The organism is Glutamicibacter sp. NPDC087344 (genome assembly GCF_044744225.1).
In the GTDB taxonomy this organism is placed as follows: Bacteria; Actinomycetota; Actinomycetes; order Actinomycetales; family Micrococcaceae; genus Glutamicibacter.
This window is the reverse complement of record NZ_JBIUXY010000002.1, coordinates 253,239-271,299: the sequence shown is the minus strand read 5'-3', so window position 1 is coordinate 271,299 and position 18,061 is coordinate 253,239. Positions and strand designations below refer to the sequence as shown.

At 60.9% G+C, this 18,061-nt stretch carries 18 protein-coding genes; 6 read left to right on the top strand and 12 right to left on the bottom strand.

Translation table 11 applies throughout. The features are described from left to right. The first annotated feature begins 5 nt into the window (after window positions 1–5). Window positions 6–2,303: a heavy metal translocating P-type ATPase gene (locus tag ACIOWL_RS04190; RefSeq protein ID WP_400381992.1), complete on the top strand. Its 2,298-nt coding sequence runs from the start codon at window positions 6–8 to the stop codon at window positions 2,301–2,303. A gap of 135 nt (window positions 2,304–2,438) precedes the next feature. Here ACIOWL_RS04190 and ACIOWL_RS04185 read toward each other — a convergent pair whose 3' ends face one another. Beyond that, window positions 2,439–2,627: a hypothetical protein gene (locus tag ACIOWL_RS04185; protein ID WP_400381990.1), complete on the bottom strand. Its 189-nt coding sequence runs from the start codon at window positions 2,625–2,627 to the stop codon at window positions 2,439–2,441. A 61-nt stretch (window positions 2,628–2,688) separates the two neighbouring features. On the opposite strand from ACIOWL_RS04185, the gene ACIOWL_RS04180 reads away from it, so the two are divergent. The 3 genes from ACIOWL_RS04180 (at window position 2,689) to ACIOWL_RS04170 (ending at window position 6,251) form a co-directional block, all read left to right on the top strand. Next, a complete protein-coding gene (locus ACIOWL_RS04180; protein WP_400381988.1) occupies window positions 2,689–3,645 on the top strand; it encodes an AAA family ATPase in 957 nt (318 codons plus the stop codon). Next, window positions 3,642–5,081 (top strand): hypothetical protein, encoded by a 1,440-nt coding sequence (locus ACIOWL_RS04175; protein ID WP_400381987.1) that lies wholly within the window; start codon window positions 3,642–3,644, stop codon window positions 5,079–5,081. Before ACIOWL_RS04180 ends, ACIOWL_RS04175 begins: the two co-directional genes overlap by 4 nt. A gap of 72 nt (window positions 5,082–5,153) precedes the next feature. Beyond that, the gene (locus tag ACIOWL_RS04170) at window positions 5,154–6,251 is read left to right on the top strand and encodes a S8 family serine peptidase (protein WP_400382396.1); all 1,098 of its coding nucleotides are present in this window, start codon (window positions 5,154–5,156) and stop codon (window positions 6,249–6,251) included. A gap of 274 nt (window positions 6,252–6,525) precedes the next feature. Here the strand turns inward: ACIOWL_RS04170 and ACIOWL_RS04165 are convergent, their stop codons facing one another. The 3 genes from ACIOWL_RS04165 to ACIOWL_RS04155 form a co-directional block, all read right to left on the bottom strand. Continuing rightward, window positions 6,526–7,629 (bottom strand): NAD(P)-dependent alcohol dehydrogenase, encoded by a 1,104-nt coding sequence (locus ACIOWL_RS04165; RefSeq protein WP_400381985.1) that lies wholly within the window; start codon window positions 7,627–7,629, stop codon window positions 6,526–6,528. Between the two features lie 491 nt (window positions 7,630–8,120). After that, the gene (locus ACIOWL_RS04160; protein ID WP_400381983.1) at window positions 8,121–9,647 is read right to left on the bottom strand and encodes a GMC family oxidoreductase; all 1,527 of its coding nucleotides are present in this window, start codon (window positions 9,645–9,647) and stop codon (window positions 8,121–8,123) included. Window positions 9,648–9,832: 185 nt separating this feature from the next. Beyond that, window positions 9,833–10,804, bottom strand: a complete 972-nt coding sequence (locus ACIOWL_RS04155) for an EamA family transporter (RefSeq protein WP_400381981.1) — start codon at window positions 10,802–10,804, stop codon at window positions 9,833–9,835. Between the two features lie 128 nt (window positions 10,805–10,932). On the opposite strand from ACIOWL_RS04155, the gene ACIOWL_RS04150 reads away from it, so the two are divergent. Both ACIOWL_RS04150 and ACIOWL_RS04145 read left to right on the top strand, forming a co-directional pair. Then, complete coding sequence (locus ACIOWL_RS04150) at window positions 10,933–11,478, top strand: CGNR zinc finger domain-containing protein (protein WP_400381979.1); 546 nt, start codon at window positions 10,933–10,935, stop codon at window positions 11,476–11,478. A 102-nt stretch (window positions 11,479–11,580) separates the two neighbouring features. Continuing rightward, window positions 11,581–11,889 carry a hypothetical protein gene (locus tag ACIOWL_RS04145; RefSeq protein ID WP_400381977.1) on the top strand — a complete coding sequence of 103 codons (309 nt, stop codon included), beginning with the start codon at window positions 11,581–11,583 and terminating at the stop codon, window positions 11,887–11,889. A 16-nt stretch (window positions 11,890–11,905) separates the two neighbouring features. Here ACIOWL_RS04145 and rraA read toward each other — a convergent pair whose 3' ends face one another. The 8 genes from rraA to ACIOWL_RS04105 all read right to left on the bottom strand — a co-directional run bounded on the left by rraA (window position 11,906) and on the right by ACIOWL_RS04105 (window position 18,042). Further along, complete coding sequence (rraA, locus tag ACIOWL_RS04140; protein WP_400381975.1) at window positions 11,906–12,382, bottom strand: ribonuclease E activity regulator RraA; 477 nt, start codon at window positions 12,380–12,382, stop codon at window positions 11,906–11,908. A gap of 160 nt (window positions 12,383–12,542) precedes the next feature. Then, on the bottom strand, window positions 12,543–13,088 hold the full coding sequence (locus ACIOWL_RS04135) for a hypothetical protein (RefSeq protein ID WP_400381973.1): 546 nt from the start codon (window positions 13,086–13,088) through the stop codon (window positions 12,543–12,545). Window positions 13,089–13,471: 383 nt separating this feature from the next. After that, window positions 13,472–13,738 (bottom strand): Txe/YoeB family addiction module toxin, encoded by a 267-nt coding sequence (locus ACIOWL_RS04130; protein WP_400381972.1) that lies wholly within the window; start codon window positions 13,736–13,738, stop codon window positions 13,472–13,474. After that, the gene (locus ACIOWL_RS04125; protein WP_400381970.1) at window positions 13,735–13,983 is read right to left on the bottom strand and encodes a type II toxin-antitoxin system Phd/YefM family antitoxin; all 249 of its coding nucleotides are present in this window, start codon (window positions 13,981–13,983) and stop codon (window positions 13,735–13,737) included. The genes ACIOWL_RS04130 and ACIOWL_RS04125 overlap by 4 nt, the downstream gene beginning before the upstream one ends. A 386-nt stretch (window positions 13,984–14,369) precedes the next feature. Next, window positions 14,370–14,666 carry a hypothetical protein gene (locus ACIOWL_RS04120; RefSeq protein WP_400381968.1) on the bottom strand — a complete coding sequence of 99 codons (297 nt, stop codon included), beginning with the start codon at window positions 14,664–14,666 and terminating at the stop codon, window positions 14,370–14,372. A gap of 38 nt (window positions 14,667–14,704) precedes the next feature. Then, window positions 14,705–15,319 carry a DUF308 domain-containing protein gene (locus tag ACIOWL_RS04115; RefSeq protein ID WP_400381966.1) on the bottom strand — a complete coding sequence of 205 codons (615 nt, stop codon included), beginning with the start codon at window positions 15,317–15,319 and terminating at the stop codon, window positions 14,705–14,707. A gap of 127 nt (window positions 15,320–15,446) precedes the next feature. Continuing rightward, window positions 15,447–16,676 (bottom strand): alpha-hydroxy acid oxidase, encoded by a 1,230-nt coding sequence (locus ACIOWL_RS04110; RefSeq protein ID WP_400381964.1) that lies wholly within the window; start codon window positions 16,674–16,676, stop codon window positions 15,447–15,449. A gap of 52 nt (window positions 16,677–16,728) precedes the next feature. Continuing rightward, window positions 16,729–18,042 (bottom strand): MFS transporter, encoded by a 1,314-nt coding sequence (locus tag ACIOWL_RS04105; protein ID WP_400381962.1) that lies wholly within the window; start codon window positions 18,040–18,042, stop codon window positions 16,729–16,731. Between the last annotated feature and the right edge of the window lie 19 nt (window positions 18,043–18,061).

Sequence of the window (18,061 nt, the reverse complement as noted above, 5' to 3'; positions counted from 1 at the left end):
TCCCCATGACTTCCGAAACCGGGCTCACCGAGCCCGCCAACCACCGCACCGTCGACCTTGAGATCCAGGGAATGACCTGCGCCTCGTGCGTCAACCGCGTGGAACGCAAACTGGGCAAACTGCCCGGTGTCAGCGCCGTGGTGAACCTCCCCCTGGAAAGCGCCAAGGTCCAGGTTCCGCAGGACATCACGGTCGAGCAGCTGCTGGACACCGTGAAGGCCGCCGGTTATTCGGCTAGCGTCTTGCCGCCAGCGCATCCAGTGCGGCATTCTTCCGGCCACCAGCCGGGAAACCCCGAGCCAGCCGAGCGCCCAGGGCATTCAACCGATTCCCCCGGTGAGCATCAGCACCTGGTCCCCAATCACCTGCGCCGTCGCCTGATCATCTCGGCAATCTTCACGATTCCGCTGTTTGCGATCTCCATGGTTCCCGCCGCCCAGTTTCCGCACTGGGGATGGGTTGCCTTCGCTCTAGCCACCCCGGTGGTGCTGTACGGTGCCTGGCCGTTCCACAAGGCGGCCGCGATCAATGCACGGCATCTGGCTTCCACCATGGACACCCTGGTGTCCCTCGGGGTGCTGGCCGCCTACCTCTTCTCCGCCGTGCAGCTGATCCTGGACCCCCTGATGACCGCCCACGTGGGCATGTCCATGAGCGAGCACGCCCTGTACTTCGAGACCGCCGGCGTGGTGGCAACCCTGCTCCTGCTGGGACGGTACCTGGAGCACCGGGCCAAGTCCTCGGCCAGCGACGCGCTGAAGTCCCTGCTGAACCTGGGCGCCAAGGAAGCGGTGGTGCTGCGAGCCGGGCAGGAAGTGAAAATCCCGGCCGAGCAGGTACGCGTGGGAGATGAGCTGGTCATCCGCCCGGGCGAGAAAATCGCCACCGACGGCGTGGTGCTTGAGGGAACCAGCGCCATCGACACCTCGCTGATCACCGGCGAATCCGTTCCGCAGCAGGTCGGACCCGGCGCCGAGGTCACCGGGGCCACGCTGAACACCTCCGGGCGGTTGCTCATTCGCGCCACCCGGGTTGGGGCGGACACCACCTTGGCCCAGATGGGCCGCCTGGTTTCCGAGGCGCAGTCCGGCAAGGCGCCGATTGCGCGGCTGGCCGACCGTATTTCCGCGGTCTTCGTGCCGATCGTCCTGGGGATCGCGGTGCTCACCTTCCTTGCTTGGTGGCTGCTCACCGGGGATAGCTACGCGGCATTCACCGCGTCGGTCGCGGTGCTGGTGATCGCCTGCCCGTGCGCCCTGGGACTGGCAACACCCATCGGGCTGCTGGTCGGCACCGGCCGCGGAGCCCAGCTGGGGATCTTGATCCGCGGTCCGCAGGTGCTTGAAGACACCCGCAAGCTGGACACCATCGTGCTGGATAAAACCGGGACCGTCACCACCGGGGTGATGGCCTATGCGGGCACCCGCACCGTCGACGGCGCCGATCCTCAGGCCGCCTTGGCCCTGGCCGGCGCCGTGGAGCATCACTCCGAGCACCCGATTGCCCGAGCCATCGCCAGCGCCGCGGCCGAGCTTGGCCCATTGGCCGAGGTATCCGGCTTCGCCTCGGAACCCGGCGGCGGCGTCAAGGGTATTGTCAATGGCCAGCGTGTGGTTCTCGGGCGGGCCAGCTGGCTGCGCGCCGAAGGCACCGTGCTGGATGAGGACGCCCTGCAGATGCTCACCGAGGCGGAGCAGGCCGGCGCTACCGCCATCCTGCTCGCGGTGGATCAGCAATTCCGGGCGGTCATCTGTGTGGCGGATCGCGTCAAGGAGCGCAGCGCCCAGGCCATCTCCGAGCTGCAGGCCCGCGGACTGCGCGTGGTGCTGTTGACCGGGGATAACTCATCGGTTGCCGCGCAGGTCGCCGCCCAGGTGGGAATCGCCGACCAAGACGTTTTCGCCGGGGTGTTCCCCGCGGACAAGGCCCGCACCATTGGACAGCTGCAGAACCAGGGCCATGTGGTGGCGATGGTCGGCGACGGGGTGAACGACGCCCCGGCACTGGCCCAGGCGGATCTGGGTATCGCCATGGGCTCGGGAACCGATGTGGCCATCGAGGCCGCGGACATCACCCTGATGGGCAACAACCTGCACCAGGTCTCCCAGGCCATCGAGCTCTCGGAGAAAACCCTGGGCACCATCAAGACAAACCTGTTCTGGGCCTTCGCCTACAACACCGCGGGTATTCCCATTGCGGCCCTTGGGTTGCTGAATCCAATGATTGCCGGCGCCGCCATGGCCGCCAGCTCGGTGCTGGTGGTGCTGAATTCCCTGCGGCTGCGTGGTTTCGGCGCCAAGTAGCCACGCACCATCACCAAGGACCACGCCATCACCCCGGCGTGGTCCTTGGGCGTCCGCCCTTGCGCTACTTGTGCCGCAGGGCTTCGACAGGATCTTTTCGCGCGGCTCCGGCAGTGACGATGAGCGAGCCGCTGTTCATGTCGCGGCGCTGTAACGCTGCCGGGCGGCTTCACCGCTCGTGCCGATCGCCTCGCCTACTTCACGCCAGGACAGGTTTTGCTCGCGCGCAGCGCGCACTGCTTCGGCAAGTTCCTTCTTGGCGGTGTCGCGTCGCCATACTGCGAGCTTGACCGTCATCCAGATGTCGGGGCGCAGCGATATCATGCAGTGTGGCGACGGGTAGACTGTTAGCACATGGTATTTCGACGCTGAGGGAGGAACATCAATGGCTCGCGCAGACCTCCTTCTCGATCTAGTTCAGGCAGAGCGGCACGGTGATCGCGACAAGTTTCGCACGCTGGTTGAGGCCGTTATTGCCGAAGAGCGAGCTAATCAACATCATCTTCTTGCAGATCGCCTCTCTGAACTCATTACGACAACAGGCCAAGGCTTTGCTAGGGATGAGCGCGCTGGTGTTGTCCGCGATCTTGTAGAAGAGATCGTTCCTCGGCGTCGACTCACGGATCTTGAGTTGGCTCATGCGCCCCAGCGGGTTATTAATGAGCTTGTCGAAGAGCAGCAACGGGCAGAATTGCTCCGCAGTTACGGTATTGAACCCCGCAACCGTTTGCTGCTTTCTGGACCGCCGGGGAATGGGAAGACCAGCGTCGCCGAGGCAATCGCTTCCGAGTTGATGCTTCCATTTTATGTTGTTCGGTATGAGGGTGTGATGTCGAGCTTTCTGGGCGAGACCGCAGCCCGTCTTGATAGCGCGTTCGAGTTCGTGCGCACACGGCGTTGTGTTTTGTTTTTCGATGAACTCGACACCATCGCCAAGGAGCGCGCTGACGAGCATGAAACTGGTGAGATTAAACGTGTGGTCTCAACGCTCCTCCTGCAGATCGACCGTCTCCCAGCTCACGTCGTGCTCGTTGGGGCAACAAACCACAGTGAGCTTCTCGATAGAGCCGCCTGGCGCAGGTTCCAAGTCCGAGCGGAACTCGAGTCGCCGAGCCGTTCGCAGGCAACACGTTATCTTGAACGACTCGCTGCACGTTTTGGCGGCGACCTCGGGTATGCACCGCGAACCCTTGCGGACAAACTCGCGGGTGCGAGTTTTGCCGAACTCGAGGAGTTTGCCCTTGATGTTCGCCGACGGGCAGTTCTTGATCTGCCTGACGCGGATATACGCAGGATCGTGAAAGAACGATTGGAGCACTGGCGTAGTCAGGCGTCAGAATGACAGGCGAAGCGCGGCCATTTCTGGCGCTCGGCTCCCCTCAAGTCGGTGCACGATTCAAACAGTCCCCGACGATGCCGCCCTCGGTTCAGGGGCCCGGAGCCGGCCGTCAAGGCGAACGCCTCGCACGGAAATTCCGTGAGCTTGTAGATGCATTCGATGCTCGCCGGGCTCAACTCTCCGCCGAATCCGTGGACGAGATCGACCCGGAGCTTGTGCTGGTGTTCGACTTAGCAGGAACGATTACAGATTTCCGCAATGCCGTCAGCAAGATCGCAGGTTTGGAGTTCCTCGCAGAACTGCTCGACGAGGATACAGACCCTGATGACAACTTCCACATGGCAAGCAAAGTAGCTGGCCGCACCGACGACAAAGTCGGGCGATCCTTGCAACTGGTCATGTCGAACGCGAAAGCGGCAGGCCAGCTCGTCACGCTCTTCAATGACTGGGTCACGAACCCGAAGATGGCTTTCCAACACGGGCTCACGAAATTCCGTACCGCTTTCGAGCAATTGCGCGCGATTCGCCGCTGGGGGCCAGCAGACAGAATTCGCGAAACCGGGTTGATTGAGACATGGAAGGAGCGGATCGAGGTTGCTGGTCCGTATTACAGCCCGGTACGCGTCGAGGTCGAGCTCTGGTATCGACGCGAAGCACGCGATCGCCAGCGAGCGGAGACTCACCTGACTTCACTGATCACTCAGTCTGGCGGAAGCGTCAAAAGCCGTTCAGTGATCGCTGGGATCTCATACCATGCTCTGCTTGTCGAACTCCCCGTGACGCAGGTCTCCGCGGTCCTGGAGAAAGGTGCGGGGTCCATCAGCATCCTGACTGCGGATGAAGTCATGTTCGTCGGCCCTATCAACCCGATGAGCGTGACAGCTACCGCAGAGGACCTGCCCTCGTCTAAAAACGCACTTCCGGTAGGACAAACCTTGGGGCTTCCCCGTATCGCATTGCTAGACGGACTTCCATTCGTGAATCACAATGTCCTTCAAGGACGACTTGTCGTTGACGATCCGGAGGGTCTGGGCAGCGATTACGCAGTTTCTTCTCGTCATCATGGGACCGCAATGGCTTCGCTGATCATCCATGGCGACCTTTCTTCTCCTGCACAGCCGCTGAATCGGCGGCTCTACGTGCGGCCAATCTTGCGACCTCACCCGTTCAATCCCCACAGCGAACATGTGTTGGATGAGACCCTGTTCCCAGACCTCCTTCACAGAGCAATCCTGCGAATCGTGGAAGGAGAACACGGCCAACCGCCCGCTGCACCCAGCGTGCGAATCATCAAGCTCTCGATCGGCGCTGAGTCACGGGCCCTCGTCCGAAAAATGAGTCCGCTCGGTCGTCTGCTCGACTGGTTGGCACTGACGAAGAACCTCTTGTTCATCGTCAGCGCCGGAAACCACAGCAGCCCCCTCTTGATCCCCGCTTAAGAGGCACATTCATCCAGTGATGCCCGGGCCGCCGCGTTCAAAGCTGCACGGGCGACGAGTCGATACCGGGGGATTCTTCCTCCAGGAGACGCGCTCAACGCGATAACCGTCGGAGCGATCCATGCCGATGAAGCCGGAGTGATCTCACTTCCGGACGGCGTGTGGGACCTGAATGACGAAAACATGCCAGCGCACTACAGCGCCGTTGGACCAGGCGTCGGGCGTTCGATCAAACCCGATATCTACCATGCAGGCGGGCGTGTTTTTTATTCACGCCCCGTTCTCCAACCGGGCGCAAGCGAAGTCGAACTCCGACCTCTTCGCACTCCCGCACTTGCTCCTGGCAGCAAAGTCGCAGCACCAGCCAGAGGTGGCTCTTTGGATGCGGTTGCCTTCACCCATGGCACCAGCAATGCCACAGCGCTGGTTACTCGCGAAGCCAGCCGGCTCTTTGATGTGCTCGAAGCCGGAGCTGATCTGGGCGACCCCGCGTTCCCAGACCCCCTGTACCATCCAGTTCTCGTGAAAGCACTCTTAGTTCATTCGAGCGCGTGGGGTGATAAAGCCACGCATCTGAGAGAGCTTCTCGGAATGAATGGCCAGCAGGCACGGCGTGAGCTCAGCGCATTGCTGGGGTATGGCTCCATCGACACCACGCGTCTGGGTCATGCCGCCACCAACCGCGCGGTGCTGATCGCAGGTGGATCCATCGAGCGCGAGCAACGGCACACTTATCGCATCCCCCTGCCCCAATCGCTCAGCTCGAAACCCGAGTGGCATCGTATCACTGTCACGCTCGCATACATGGCTCCTACCTCGGGGCAACTCAACAGGTACCGAGAAACGAAGCTCTTCTTTCGGGCACCGGACGAGAGGATCACGGCCGGTTCACGCTTGGAAGCCGAGTATCGAAACGCTCGACGAGGAAGTTGCCAACATGAGATCTTCGAAGGCGACAAGTCAATGATCTTCGGGGCAGACGGAACTCTTCCAATCGACGTCGAATGCATGAAAGACGGTTCCGTCCTAAAGAAAGGCAATACCGTCAAATACGGCCTTGTGGTCTCCGTCGAGACCAGAGTAGAAACATCGACTACCATCCATGACGAAGTCCGAGCTCGCCTCAAGACGCAGATCCAGACACAAGCTCGCCCACGTATTCAGAACTGAGATACGGGCTCTGTCCATGCTTCATGTGTACCACGACCAAAACAAGTGGATCGTTGCCGCAGATCTGATCAATGAGCCTTCAAGACAGCGCGCTCCAGCTCGCGCCAACATGCCTTTTCCAACAGAGATCAACCAAGCACTCCAACGCTTTCCCAATCTCACCGAATGGCACAGGATAAACGCTTGGCCCCACCCGATACGGTGGAACCAAGCGTTGTCAACCGCCGGCTCAGGCTAGCGGCCCTGCCCGAAGGCAATAGCGTGCAGCAGCCGGTTACGGCATCACCAGAACGGCCTTCACGGTTTTACCCGAGGCGGTGTCTGCAATTGCCGTCTCGATCTGGTCGAACGGGTAGGTGCGCACCAACTGGTCGAAGGGGAACTGCCCGGCCTGGTGCAGCGCCACCAACTGCGGAATGAAGGTCTGCGGGATGGCGTCGCCTTCAATCGCGCCGACCACGGTTTTGCCGGCGGCGGAGATGAGCCCCAAATCCAGGGTGGAGCCCGGACGCGGGACGCCGACCAGGGCGATTTTCGCGCCGAAGGCGGTTGCTTGGAACAGCGAGGCGATCACCGGAGCTACACCGGTGGTGTCCAGGGCGTAATCCACGCCGCCGCCGGTGATTTCCATGATCCGCGCCACCGGATCCTCGTTTTTGGAGTTGATGGTGTGCGTGGCGCCCAGTTTGGCCGCGAATTCGAGTCGCTCATCGATGATGTCCACGGCAATGATGGTGGTGGCTCCGGCGACCTTGGCACCCATGATGCCGGACAGGCCCACGGCCCCGGTTCCGGTGACCACAATGGAGGATCCTGCCGGGACTGCCAGCGAATTCAGCACGGTTCCGGCACCGGTCTGGATGCCGCAGCCCAGCGGGCCGGAGATCTCCAGCGGGGCGCCGGCGGGAAGCTTCACAACATTCTTGGCCGCGGCAATGGCGTGGGTGGCGAACGAGGACTGTCCGAAGAAGTTGCCGGAGACCGCATTGCCCTCGGCGTCGGACAGGGTGGTGGTTCCGTTCTCGCGCACCCCGCCGAAGTTCAGCGCCATGAAGTTCACGCAGTACGCTTCACGGCCGGCCAGGCAGTTGCGGCAGTGGCCGCAGGCGGCGAAGGACAAGGCCACGGCGTCTCCCGCGGCGAAGCCGGAGACAGCCGCACCAACTTGCTCAATGACGCCTGCACCTTCGTGACCCAGCACAAACGGGAAGGCTCCGGGGATATCGCCATGCTGCACCGCGAGGTCGGTGTGGCACAGGCCCACGGATGTAATCTTCACCAGCACTTCATCAGGCTGGATGTCATCAAGCACCAAGTCTTCGAAGGAGAACGGCTGGTCCACACCGCGAAGCACCGCTGCCCGAATATTTGTTGTCATGCTGTTATTACCTCCGTAAATAGTTGATCCGTCAGTCATCCTACTCCTACTTCCGGAGCCGCAAAACGCCCTCGAAGTCCACATCAAGGCATGAAGTGTTGTTTTGTGGCGGACACCCTCACCCTATGCGACTTGCATCACATTCCTCTAGGTGTGCATACTATGATGGCGGTCACCACAATGTTCTCGACGCGCGGCAGCAAGGCCCCGTCCAAACGCAGGGGTGAATGCCTGCGGAGCGAACTTCACCCAGTAGTCGGCGTTGAAGTGGCAGCTCCGTGGCACGCGACCAGTTCGGGCAGGAACATCGGGCGGGAGCCGCTCGCGCGGACTAGACCCCGATGTTCCCCCAACGGTGGCAGACTTGGCGTTGAGCCAAGGCGGGCACCGCGTACGGGCGCCCAAAAAATCAAGAGCCCCAAGCCGCCATCCTTTTCAGATGACGCCCCGAGGCCCTTGCAGTTTCCGCGCAGCAGCTGCCGGAGATCCCGTTAGCTCACCGCCAGGTCCTCAATGAGGAACCCGGCACCCAGTTCGCCAATCAGCACAGAGGGGGCATTGGTGTTGCCCGTGGTGATCCGAGGCATGATCGACGCGTCGATGATCCGCAAACCATCCAGCCCATTGAACTTCAGCCGCGGGTCAACCACCGCCTGGTCGTCATTACCCATCCGGCAGGTGCCCACCTGGTGATGGTAGGTCACCACGTTGTTGCGGATGTAGTCTTCCAGCTGCTCGTCGTTTTGAACGTCCGCTCCCGGATACACTTCAACGGCGCCCCAGTCCCCCGCCAACGCGGACTGCGACATGATATCTCGGCATTGTTTGATGGAGAACAAAAACGCGTCCATGTCCCGGCGGTCATCCAGCGCGTTCAGGTCGATGCGCACCGGATCATCCAGACTCGGCCCGGACAGCGTGATCTCGCCACGGCTGTGCGGCGTGACGATGCCCGAATGCAGGGTGAACGCGGTCCCGTCGATCGGTTCCATGCCCGGCGAGTACATCGGTACGGCGAAAAAGATCGGCTGGGTGTCGGGAACCTCAAGATCCGGCTGCGACTTGGCAAACAGGTGGGTCTGCGACACCGAGACCCCGGCGCGCGGTGCCGGAATGTCCTTGACGGTGGTCTGGCCGATCACCGGAGCTAGGAGGTGGTCGTGCAGGTTTTTGCCCACCTGCGGAACATCAACCAGCGGAACCACTCCCACGGCTTCCAATTCCGAGGCCGGGCCAATTCCCGAACGCAGCAGGATCTGCGGAGAACCCAGCGCACCGGCACTGAGCACCACCTCATCGGCACGCAGTTCATGCATCTGGCCGCCACTGCGGTAGCGCACCCCCACTACCGCTCCTCCGTCGAGAATCAGCGAGTGCACCTCGGCGCCGGTGATGATCTGCAACGATTCGCGCACCGGCTTCAGGTAGGCCTTCCAGGTGTTGATGCGTTCACCGTCGACGATATTGACCTGCTCCTGTGAGACGCCGTCCTGCGATTCTCCGTTGTAGTCGGGATTGTGCTCAACGCCGGACTGCACCGCGGCGTCGATGATCGACTGGTGAAGCTCATCCAAGGGGTAGTTGTTAACCACCGGGAGGGGACCTTGGTCTCCATGAAGCTCGCTGGCGCCCTCGGAATAGTTTTCAATGTTCTTGTAGACCGGCAGCACGTTTTCCCAGGCCCAGTCCGGGCTGCTCACCGCGGCCCAGCCGTCGAAGTCCTGCGGGGCGCAACGCACCCAGATGGTGGCGTTCAGCGCGTGCGAGCCACCCATCACCTTGCCGCGCGGCAGGTGCATCGGCTTGTTCGCCGCTCCGCTCATGGGGGTCGTGTAGTAGTCCCAGTCATCCGGGCTGTGCCACAGTTCGCCCAGGCGCGATAGGTCGTGGATCGCCGGGTTGGTATCTTCATTCCCGGCTTCGAACAGGGTCACGCTGGCTCCGGCATCCACAAGGCGACGCGCAACAACAGACCCGGCCGATCCCGCACCCACCACAATGACAGTTTTGTTTTCCATGCTTCCCCTTCATCCGGTGCAGGCCAGAGTTGATATCAACTCAAAATGTAGCCCATGTCACACTCGTTGACTCTAGTCTGCTATGGATTCGAAGGCTTGGGGTTGGCACTGCGTGCATGCTGGTTGGCATTCAGCGCAACTCGCCGGGCTGCGTCCGGGATTATCAGGCCCGGGCAATGGCTTGGTTAGCGGCGGGCGGCGCGCAGTTCGTCAACACGCACCAGGATCACTCCGCCGACTATCAGCAGCCCGCCGAGCAACTGGATGGTGCCGGGCAGTTCCGACAGCAGCAGCCAGGCCCATAGCACCGCGAAAAGCACCTCGGTTAATGAAATGAAGCTGGCGACCTTCGAGCCCAAGGCTCGGGCCGCCATCACGCCGGTGGTGTAGGAGAAGACGGTGGCGATCAGGATCAGGCCGCCAAGCGCCAGCCACCACGGGGTGTCGAAACCGGCCAGGGATCCGCTGCCGGCAGTGAACTGCATGGGAAGGATACCCAGCACACCCACCAGCATCATCGATACCGCGCCAATGGCCATCCCGCCGGCCGAGAGCATGATCGGCGGAAGCGCCCCATCGGCCCGCGCACTGATAAAAAAGTACACGGTCAGGCCTATGGCCGCACCCAGTCCCCACAACACACCGACCGGATCGATATCAGAGGTCCCGGTCAGATCCAGCACCGCCACCAGGCCGCCCAGTGCCAGCAGCGCGCCGGCAATGGTCGCCACCGACGGCCGTTTTTTGTGGCGAATCCAGAGCACCAGCACAATCAGCACCGGCGCCAGGTATTCAAGGAGCAGGGCAACCCCCACATCCAAGCGCTGCACCGCTAGGAAGTAGCACAGCTGGCAGGCGCCCACCCCGAAGAGGCCGAAAAGCAGAATAGAAACCCAGTTGGTCCGCAACAGCCCCCAACGCCCTCGCATGGCCAGGGCGGCGGGAATCGCCAGCACGAGTGCGGCGCCGGCCATGCGCGCGGTAACGGCCGCCACCGGTGACCATCCGGCCTCGAAAAGCCCCCGGGCAAAGGTGCCCGATAACCCGAAGGCCGCCGAGGAGGCCAGCGCAATCCAGATGCCGCGCGCGGAACTGGGGACGTGCGGCGCTGCGGTGCGCAGGGCAGGGGAATCCAGCGGATCCGGGGTGTGCGACATAACGTGAGGGTACCTTCAAAGAACAACCGCCGGATCTACGGTGACCCGGCGGAAATGAAACATCTGATCCAGACGATACGGTTAGGCTTGAAGCACAGTCAATCCGCTAGCTTGTTCAGGACTGAATTATGACTTTTGCGCCAGATATCGAAGCCTCGTTAAAGGTGGTTGTGAACCTCTTGAACACCGAGGTTCAGATTGTCGACATGCTCTCCAGCGTGGCGGATCTGGACGAGTTCTTGGACTCGCAGCATTTCGCCGGGGACCGGGCGCACAACCAGGCCGAGCTTCGTTCGATCCGCCAGCTGCGCGCTCAGCTCAAAAACATCTGGAGTGCCTCGGAAGAGGATGCGGTGTTCCGTGTGAACCAGATTCTGCGCACCGCCAATGCCCAGCCGCAGCTGATCAAATCGGAGAAGCTCGGATACCACCTGCACGCGACCACCATGAGCAGCCCGCTGTACGACCGTTTCGCGGTGGATGCCGCCATGGCCCTGGCAGAGGTGATCCGTTCCGGCGGGCTGGAGCGTTTGCGGATCTGCGCCTCCACCGACTGCAACAACGCCCTGCTGGACTTGTCGCGCAACCGCTCAAAGCTGTATTGCGACGCGGGTAATTGCGCCAACCGGGAGCATGTGCGCGCCTACCGTGCCCGCAAGGCCGCCAGCAACTGAGAATTCTGGAATTCAGCCCTTTGGCTATTCGCCTTTGACGATGTCGGACCCTAAGATGAAGACATATCTGGCACTGAACGTGTCACGTCGAAAGGACAAGCCATGACCGACGAAGCACATGCATCCTCCGACTACGAGGCACGCTTGGAAGCCGTGAAAACCGGCCCCCTGCGCGCTGCCGGACGGTGGGTTGTCGCCCTGGCCTCCGCGACGCTCGGCGATGCCGAATTCGAGGCCAACGAACCACAGGTTGTGGTGCACTCTCGCGAGGATGATTCGGTGCTGCTGAGCCTTCGCACCTCAAGCTTGGAAGAAGCCGAACGGTTGATTGTCCAGATCCGCGAAGATCTGGAGTCAATGACCGCCGCAGAGTTCAAGGACGAGTGGCTTCCGGCCAACGACGCCCGCTAGGTGCATCCGTCCCGGTTCAGTGCTCGATGAGTATTCCGTCGATATCGGCATACACCATGGCTCCGGGGCGGATCTTCACCTCGCCAATGCTGATGACCTCGTCAACGGTGCCGTGAGACCGTTTCACCGTTTTGCGCGGGTTGCTTCCCAACGCCTTGATACCCAGTTCCAGCCCTGCCAGTTCGGCCCGATCGCGCACCGCCCCGTGAATGATCACACCGGCCCAATTGTTCGTTTCGGCGCTTTTCGCGATCATGTCACCCAACAGCGCGTAGCGCAGCGAGCCTCCGCCGTCCACCACCAGGACTTCCCCGTTACCCGGAAAACTCAGGGTTTCCTTGATCAAGCCATTGTCTTCGTGGCATTTGATGGTTCGGGCCGGTCCGTAAAATGAAAGGCGTCCGCCAAAATCTTGGAACTGGATCGACACGGACGGCAACTGCTCCCCGTGTTCGTCATACAGGTCCGCGGTGCTGATTGGATCTTGTTGCATGGGTTCTCCCGGAGAAAAATGCTCGGTAGCTGACACCACACAGCCTAGCGGGAGTTTGACCCGCACCGGGTGTCGCCTCGTGTATTACTTCAGGTTCAGTTCACTTTGGCAATCAGCCTCGCTCAGTCTGCTAAGGCGCGAGTGGCGATGTCAGCAACGACTAGGCACCCCACGAATCACTCGTTCCCGGTGGCGCCTGAGTTTTTGTGGTCAGGCGTTTGAGGTCCTCGGGCACCAGCTTCGCGGCGGACCATGCCGCGGCGCCCAGTGCCATCGCCATGAGCACCAGACGCAGCAACAAATTCCCGTCGGGATCCGATTCCCAGAATTCGGGATATCCCACGGCCACCGCTCTTCCGGGATCCTGCGGATCCACTACGTAGTCCACCTCGTCACCGACCTGCGGATCATCGAGAGCATCGTAGCGGTCGAGGGGAAATTCTTCACCGCCCTTCGAAAGGACGTAGTTCGAGCAACCGCGATGGCAGCCGCTGATTTCCACGAGGCGCGCCGAAGCACTCGACTCGGTGGCCACCAGGTGTGCGTCGTATGCGAAGGATGTCTCAGCCTCCGACGAAATCCCTACCGCCAGCAGAGGCAACGCCAGGGCGAGTGCCACGGCCGCAGCCCTGCGGCGGGGCAGCGTGTCGCGCTTGGAGCGGCGCGGATCCCGGTTTCTTCCGGTTCTCCGGCGTCGTAGGCTCATACATCGATTCTATCGAAGGGGCGGCTCCGTACTTTTGGTGCGGGCATCGCCAAGGGTCCGCCCTGCGCCGCGCGAAGTCGAGAGAGCGGGAGCGCCCCTTGCTCAACCTGCTCAACTGCCAAACCTGAGACCGGCGTTCTGGGAAGCGGTGGCTACCGGTTGAACACCGCAAAGCGACAATATCCATCAATTCAAGAAGATGGAGAAGTTTGGTAGCGCCACGGGCAAGTCCCGGCCCCATAAGTTCTAGGTGAGAGTATCAACCCACCTCTGCCGTGAATTCTAATGATCTTGCGATACGACAGGCTGCGACTCTACTCAACGTTGGCTATCGGCGAGACTACTCCGTTCAGAGAGCGGGCCGAGACGGACAAGAATTCATGTCAGTAGTGATATTTTGCCTGAAGAATCGTCACCGCTCGGTCATCAGCAACGTACACAAGCCGGTTGACGTCATCAATGCGTCGTGACCAAGCTCCTGCCAATGCGTGCTTCAGCGGTTCGGGTTTTCCGATGCCTTCGAAGGGATTGTCTCGCAGTACGTCTTCGATGAGCAGGTTGATGCGTTTGAGCGTTTTCCGATCCTGGGTCTGCCAGTAAACGTAGTCTTCCCAACCACCAGCGGTCCAAGTCAGCAATCTTGCGCTCACGGTTCAATGAGCTCGTGCTCTGTAGTCTGGTCGTTGCGTGCAGCTTCAAGAGCCGCAAGCAGGCGTACCGCGTTCTTAGGCGAGCGCAACAAATGACTTGTCTCAACGAGGGAATCGTACTCGTCTTTGGACATGAGCACTGCGGACCCGCGCTTGGACATGATCTCAACTTCTGTGTGGTCAAGGTTTACTTGTTCAATGAGACCAAAGAGCTCGCGTCGTGCTTCACTGGCGGTGATTGCCATTTTTCCTCCTACTGGTACTTGATATGGTACCACTCCGACTATGTTTCCAGACGTCTTTGAGAATAAAACGACGAGCCCAGCATAGCTGGATGCATCCGGAACGATCCGGCCTTTCATTTTCTACCATACGCAAAATTCAGGTATGGAAACCAAAAACCTACCCGTGATTCGTTGCATCTTTGCTCATTGCCGTATTGGACTTATGGCACATGAGCTGGCGCCCCAATAGGGTGCCAAACATGGAGCTGCTGGTACTGCTCACGAAATTCCTTAAATAGTTCATTTCCCGCACGTTCTTGTGTGCAGTTCCGTCAAACGACAAAGCGCCGGGACTTCCGTAAACGGACAGTCCCAGCGCATCATGACGCTTGGCCAAGGTTTTATGATCAGTCTTTCGACTTCTTCTCCGGGTTGGCCGAGGAGCGGTTCACCCCGGTGCCCTTGCCCAGTTCCGGGTCATTCTCCTTGGAGGCCATGGTCAGCACGGAAATCACCAGCAGGCTGACCACAAAGGCAATGCCGAAACATGCCAGGCCGATATCCACACGGACCTCGTTTTCTGATCCACCGGTTGAGGTGATCATGCCGACGCCGCCTGCGACGATGGCCAGAATCAAAGAGAAGCTCAGTGGACCTTTAATGGATTGGCTCCACGGTTGCTTCTTCTTCGGGTTGTTTCCCACCGGGAACTCCGTTTCTACTTTTGCTCAGTTCGTAAAGACTAGTTGGCTGCGTCGGTGCCGGCGGCAGGGGTGCCTCCGGTTTCCTGGCCTTCGGCGTCCGCGGGAAGCTTCATCTCGTGTCGGTGGCCGAATCCAGCAATCAGGACAAACACGGCTAACACGATGGCTCCCCCGCCGATGAGACCGAACATCGCGTGGGCATCCATGTTCAGTCCCAGCAGCGCCGCGGCGGCGAGGATCACTCCGACCACACCGGTGACCAACTGGTTGCGGAATGGCGGGAACTGCGTACGCAGGGTGAAAAAGACGTAAAGTTCGGCCAGCCCGCTGGCTAAGAACGCGAAGGCCGCCAGGATGCCAATCCACAAGGTGGTGGTGGCGAAGATCGTGGCGATGCCAGCCATCAGCATCAGCCCGGCACCCAGCGCGTAGGGGCCGCGCGACTTGTCGGGGGCGCTGTCTACGCTGACGTATTGCCACATGAAGACGCCGGTTACCACCAAAAATGCCGCGGTGGAATAGGACAGAGCCTTCTCATCGGCGCCGACCCAAAAGATGGAGAGCAACGCATAAACTGTCGCGGTCAACCCGCGCAACAATACGGGGCGAAAAACATCTTGGGCTTGAGCTGGGGTGGTTTTTGGTGCTGGCACGCTTTCCATTCTACCGCCGATAGAACTATCCGCCACTTTGGCAGGGCTTAATCACACCGGCCTGCGGGCAGTCCCAATAGACAAGCCCGCAGGCCGATGGTGTGTGGCACCCAAATGAGCGTGCTGGTTAGTTCACCGCGGTGCGTCGGCGAATCAGCTCACCGGTTAAATCCTTGATGGTTGCCGCGCCCATCAATTGCATGTTGACCTCGATTTCCTTGGCCAGAAGATCGATTGCCCGAGATACTCCCTGTTCCCCGCCGGCCATCAGGCCATAGAGGTAGGCGCGTCCGATGAGCACAAAATCCGCTCCCGCACACAGGCTGGCCACGATGTCGGCGCCGGACATGATGCCGGAGTCCAAGATGATTTCCATCTCGTTCCCGACCTCCGCGCGGACTTCACCGAGAGCTTCGAAGGCGATGGGTGCACGGTCCAGTTGCCGGCCGCCGTGATTGGAAACCACCAGCCCGTCCGCCCCGGCGGCCTTGGCTTTGGCCGCGTCGTCGGCGGTGAGCACCCCCTTCACAAACAGTTTGCCCTTCCACAACTCGCGGATCCATTTCAAATCATCAAAGTCCAAGGATGAGTCGAACATCGAGTTGATGATGGTGGGCAAGTCCGCCGAAGTATCAGACAGGGATGCGAACTTCAGTGAATCGGTGGTCAGGAAGTTGAACCACCATTCGGGACGGTAGGAGGCATCCAGCACGGTTTTCAGGCTCAGCTCCGGCGGGATCTTCATCCCGTTGCGGGTATCACGCAAACGTTGGCCGGCCACCGGGGTATCCACGGTGACCAACAGGTTATCGAACCCGGCGGCGGCCGCACGTTCAACCAAGGCCTTGGACTTCTCCCGGTCCTTCCAGAGGTACAGCTGGAACCATTTGCGGCCCTCGGGCGCCGCCTGGGCGACTTCCTCAATAGAACGGGTCCCCATGGTGGACAGACTGAAGGGGATGCCGGCTTTCATGGCGGCTCGCGATCCGCCGATTTCGCCTTCGGAATGCATAAAACGGGTAAACCCGGTCGGGGCGATGCCGAAGGGCAGTGCCGAGTGCCCGCCGGCAATGGTGGTTGACAGATCCGACTGCGCGGTGCCGTGCAGAATCCGCGGCAGCAGCTCGACCGAATCAAAAACCCGGCGGGACCGATCTGCGGTGATTTCCCGCCCGGCCGCACCGTCCACATAGTCGAAAGCGGCAGTGGGGGTCCGTCGTTTGGCGATCTTGCGCAGATCCCAGAGGTCAGCGGCCGCGGCGAGGCGGGCCGCCCGGCGGTCGGTGGACGGAACCTTGAACCTCATCAGGCTGACCAGTTCACCCAGATCCGGCATTTGGCGCTTGAGGTTTCCCATGTTTTTTCCTTTGATATTCCGGTTGGTGGTGGCTGGGGAGGATGAATCGAGCCTAGTACAGCTGACGCCGGGCGGCTCGGGCCCCGAGGTAGATGGCAATAACCGACGACAAACAGCAGGCGACCAGGTAGGTTGCCGGCAGGGTGACCGAGCCGTGTCCCAATTCCAGGAGCGTGGCCGCGATCAGTGGCGAGAGCCCGGCAATCAATGCCCCGTTCAGCTCGCGAGCGATAGCGATCCCGGAGAAACGGACCTTCACCGGAAACAACTCGGTCAGAAATGCGCCCTGGGCACCGGAGGTGCAGGGAATGATCAGCGCGTACCCGGCGGCCACAGCCAAGAACCCCCAAACGAATTGATCGGTGGTGAGCATCCAGAAGATGGGAAAGGCCAGCAGGACACCGGAGATGTTGCCGGCGGCCAGAATCCTTGAGGCCCCATAGCGGTCGGCCAACCAGCCGCCGACCGGGGTCAGCAGAACCGAGACCAGGGAGCCGAGCGTGACCGCGAGCAATGCCGCGGAACGTTCCATCCCGGAAGAAACCATCAGGCTCAGGGAAAAGACCGCAATGATGTAGTTGACCGCGTTGTGCCCGGTAATGGCAAAAAATCCGAGGATAACTCGCGGGGTGTGGGATTCAAATACTTCGCGCACCGGGAGCTTGGCCTTGCGTGTTTGAGCGGTGGCCGCGGCCATGCTCTGGGCGTACTCCGGTGTTTCCTCCAGCTTGTTGCGGATGTAGATCGCCACTACAAACAACAGTGCAGAAATCAGGAACGGGATGCGCCAGGCCCAACCCAGCAGCACTTCTTCGCCGGGCACGGAGACCGCAAAAAAGCAGATGGTGGCCAAGGCAATACCCAACGGCGGGGTCGAGAGGACCAGGGAGGTGTAGAAGCCACGCTTTTTCGGTTCAGAATACTCGGCCACCAACGTCATCGCGCCGGTCAGCTCGGCACCGGCACCGAATCCCTGAATCAGCCGGAACAACACCAACAGCCCGACGGCCCAGGCACCCCAGGTTTGCGCGGTGGGCAAGAGGCCAATGCCGACGGTTGCAACACCCATCAGGATCACCGACAACAGCATGGCCGGGCGCCGGCCGTACCGGTCCCCCAGGTGGCCAATCACCACTCCACCCAACGGCCGGGCGATAAAACCCACGGCAAAGGTCGCGAAAGCTGCAATCGAGGCGGCCGAATCCCCTGCTCCGGAGAAGAACAACGGGCCAATCACCACGGAGGCGGCGGCTCCATAGAGGGCATAGTCATACCATTCGATGGCCGTGCCAAAGATGGAGGCCACCAGCGCCCGGCGGCGATTGCGCTGCGTCCTCACAGCGTCAACTGACTGAACTGCGGTCACCGAATGCTCTCTTTCGTCC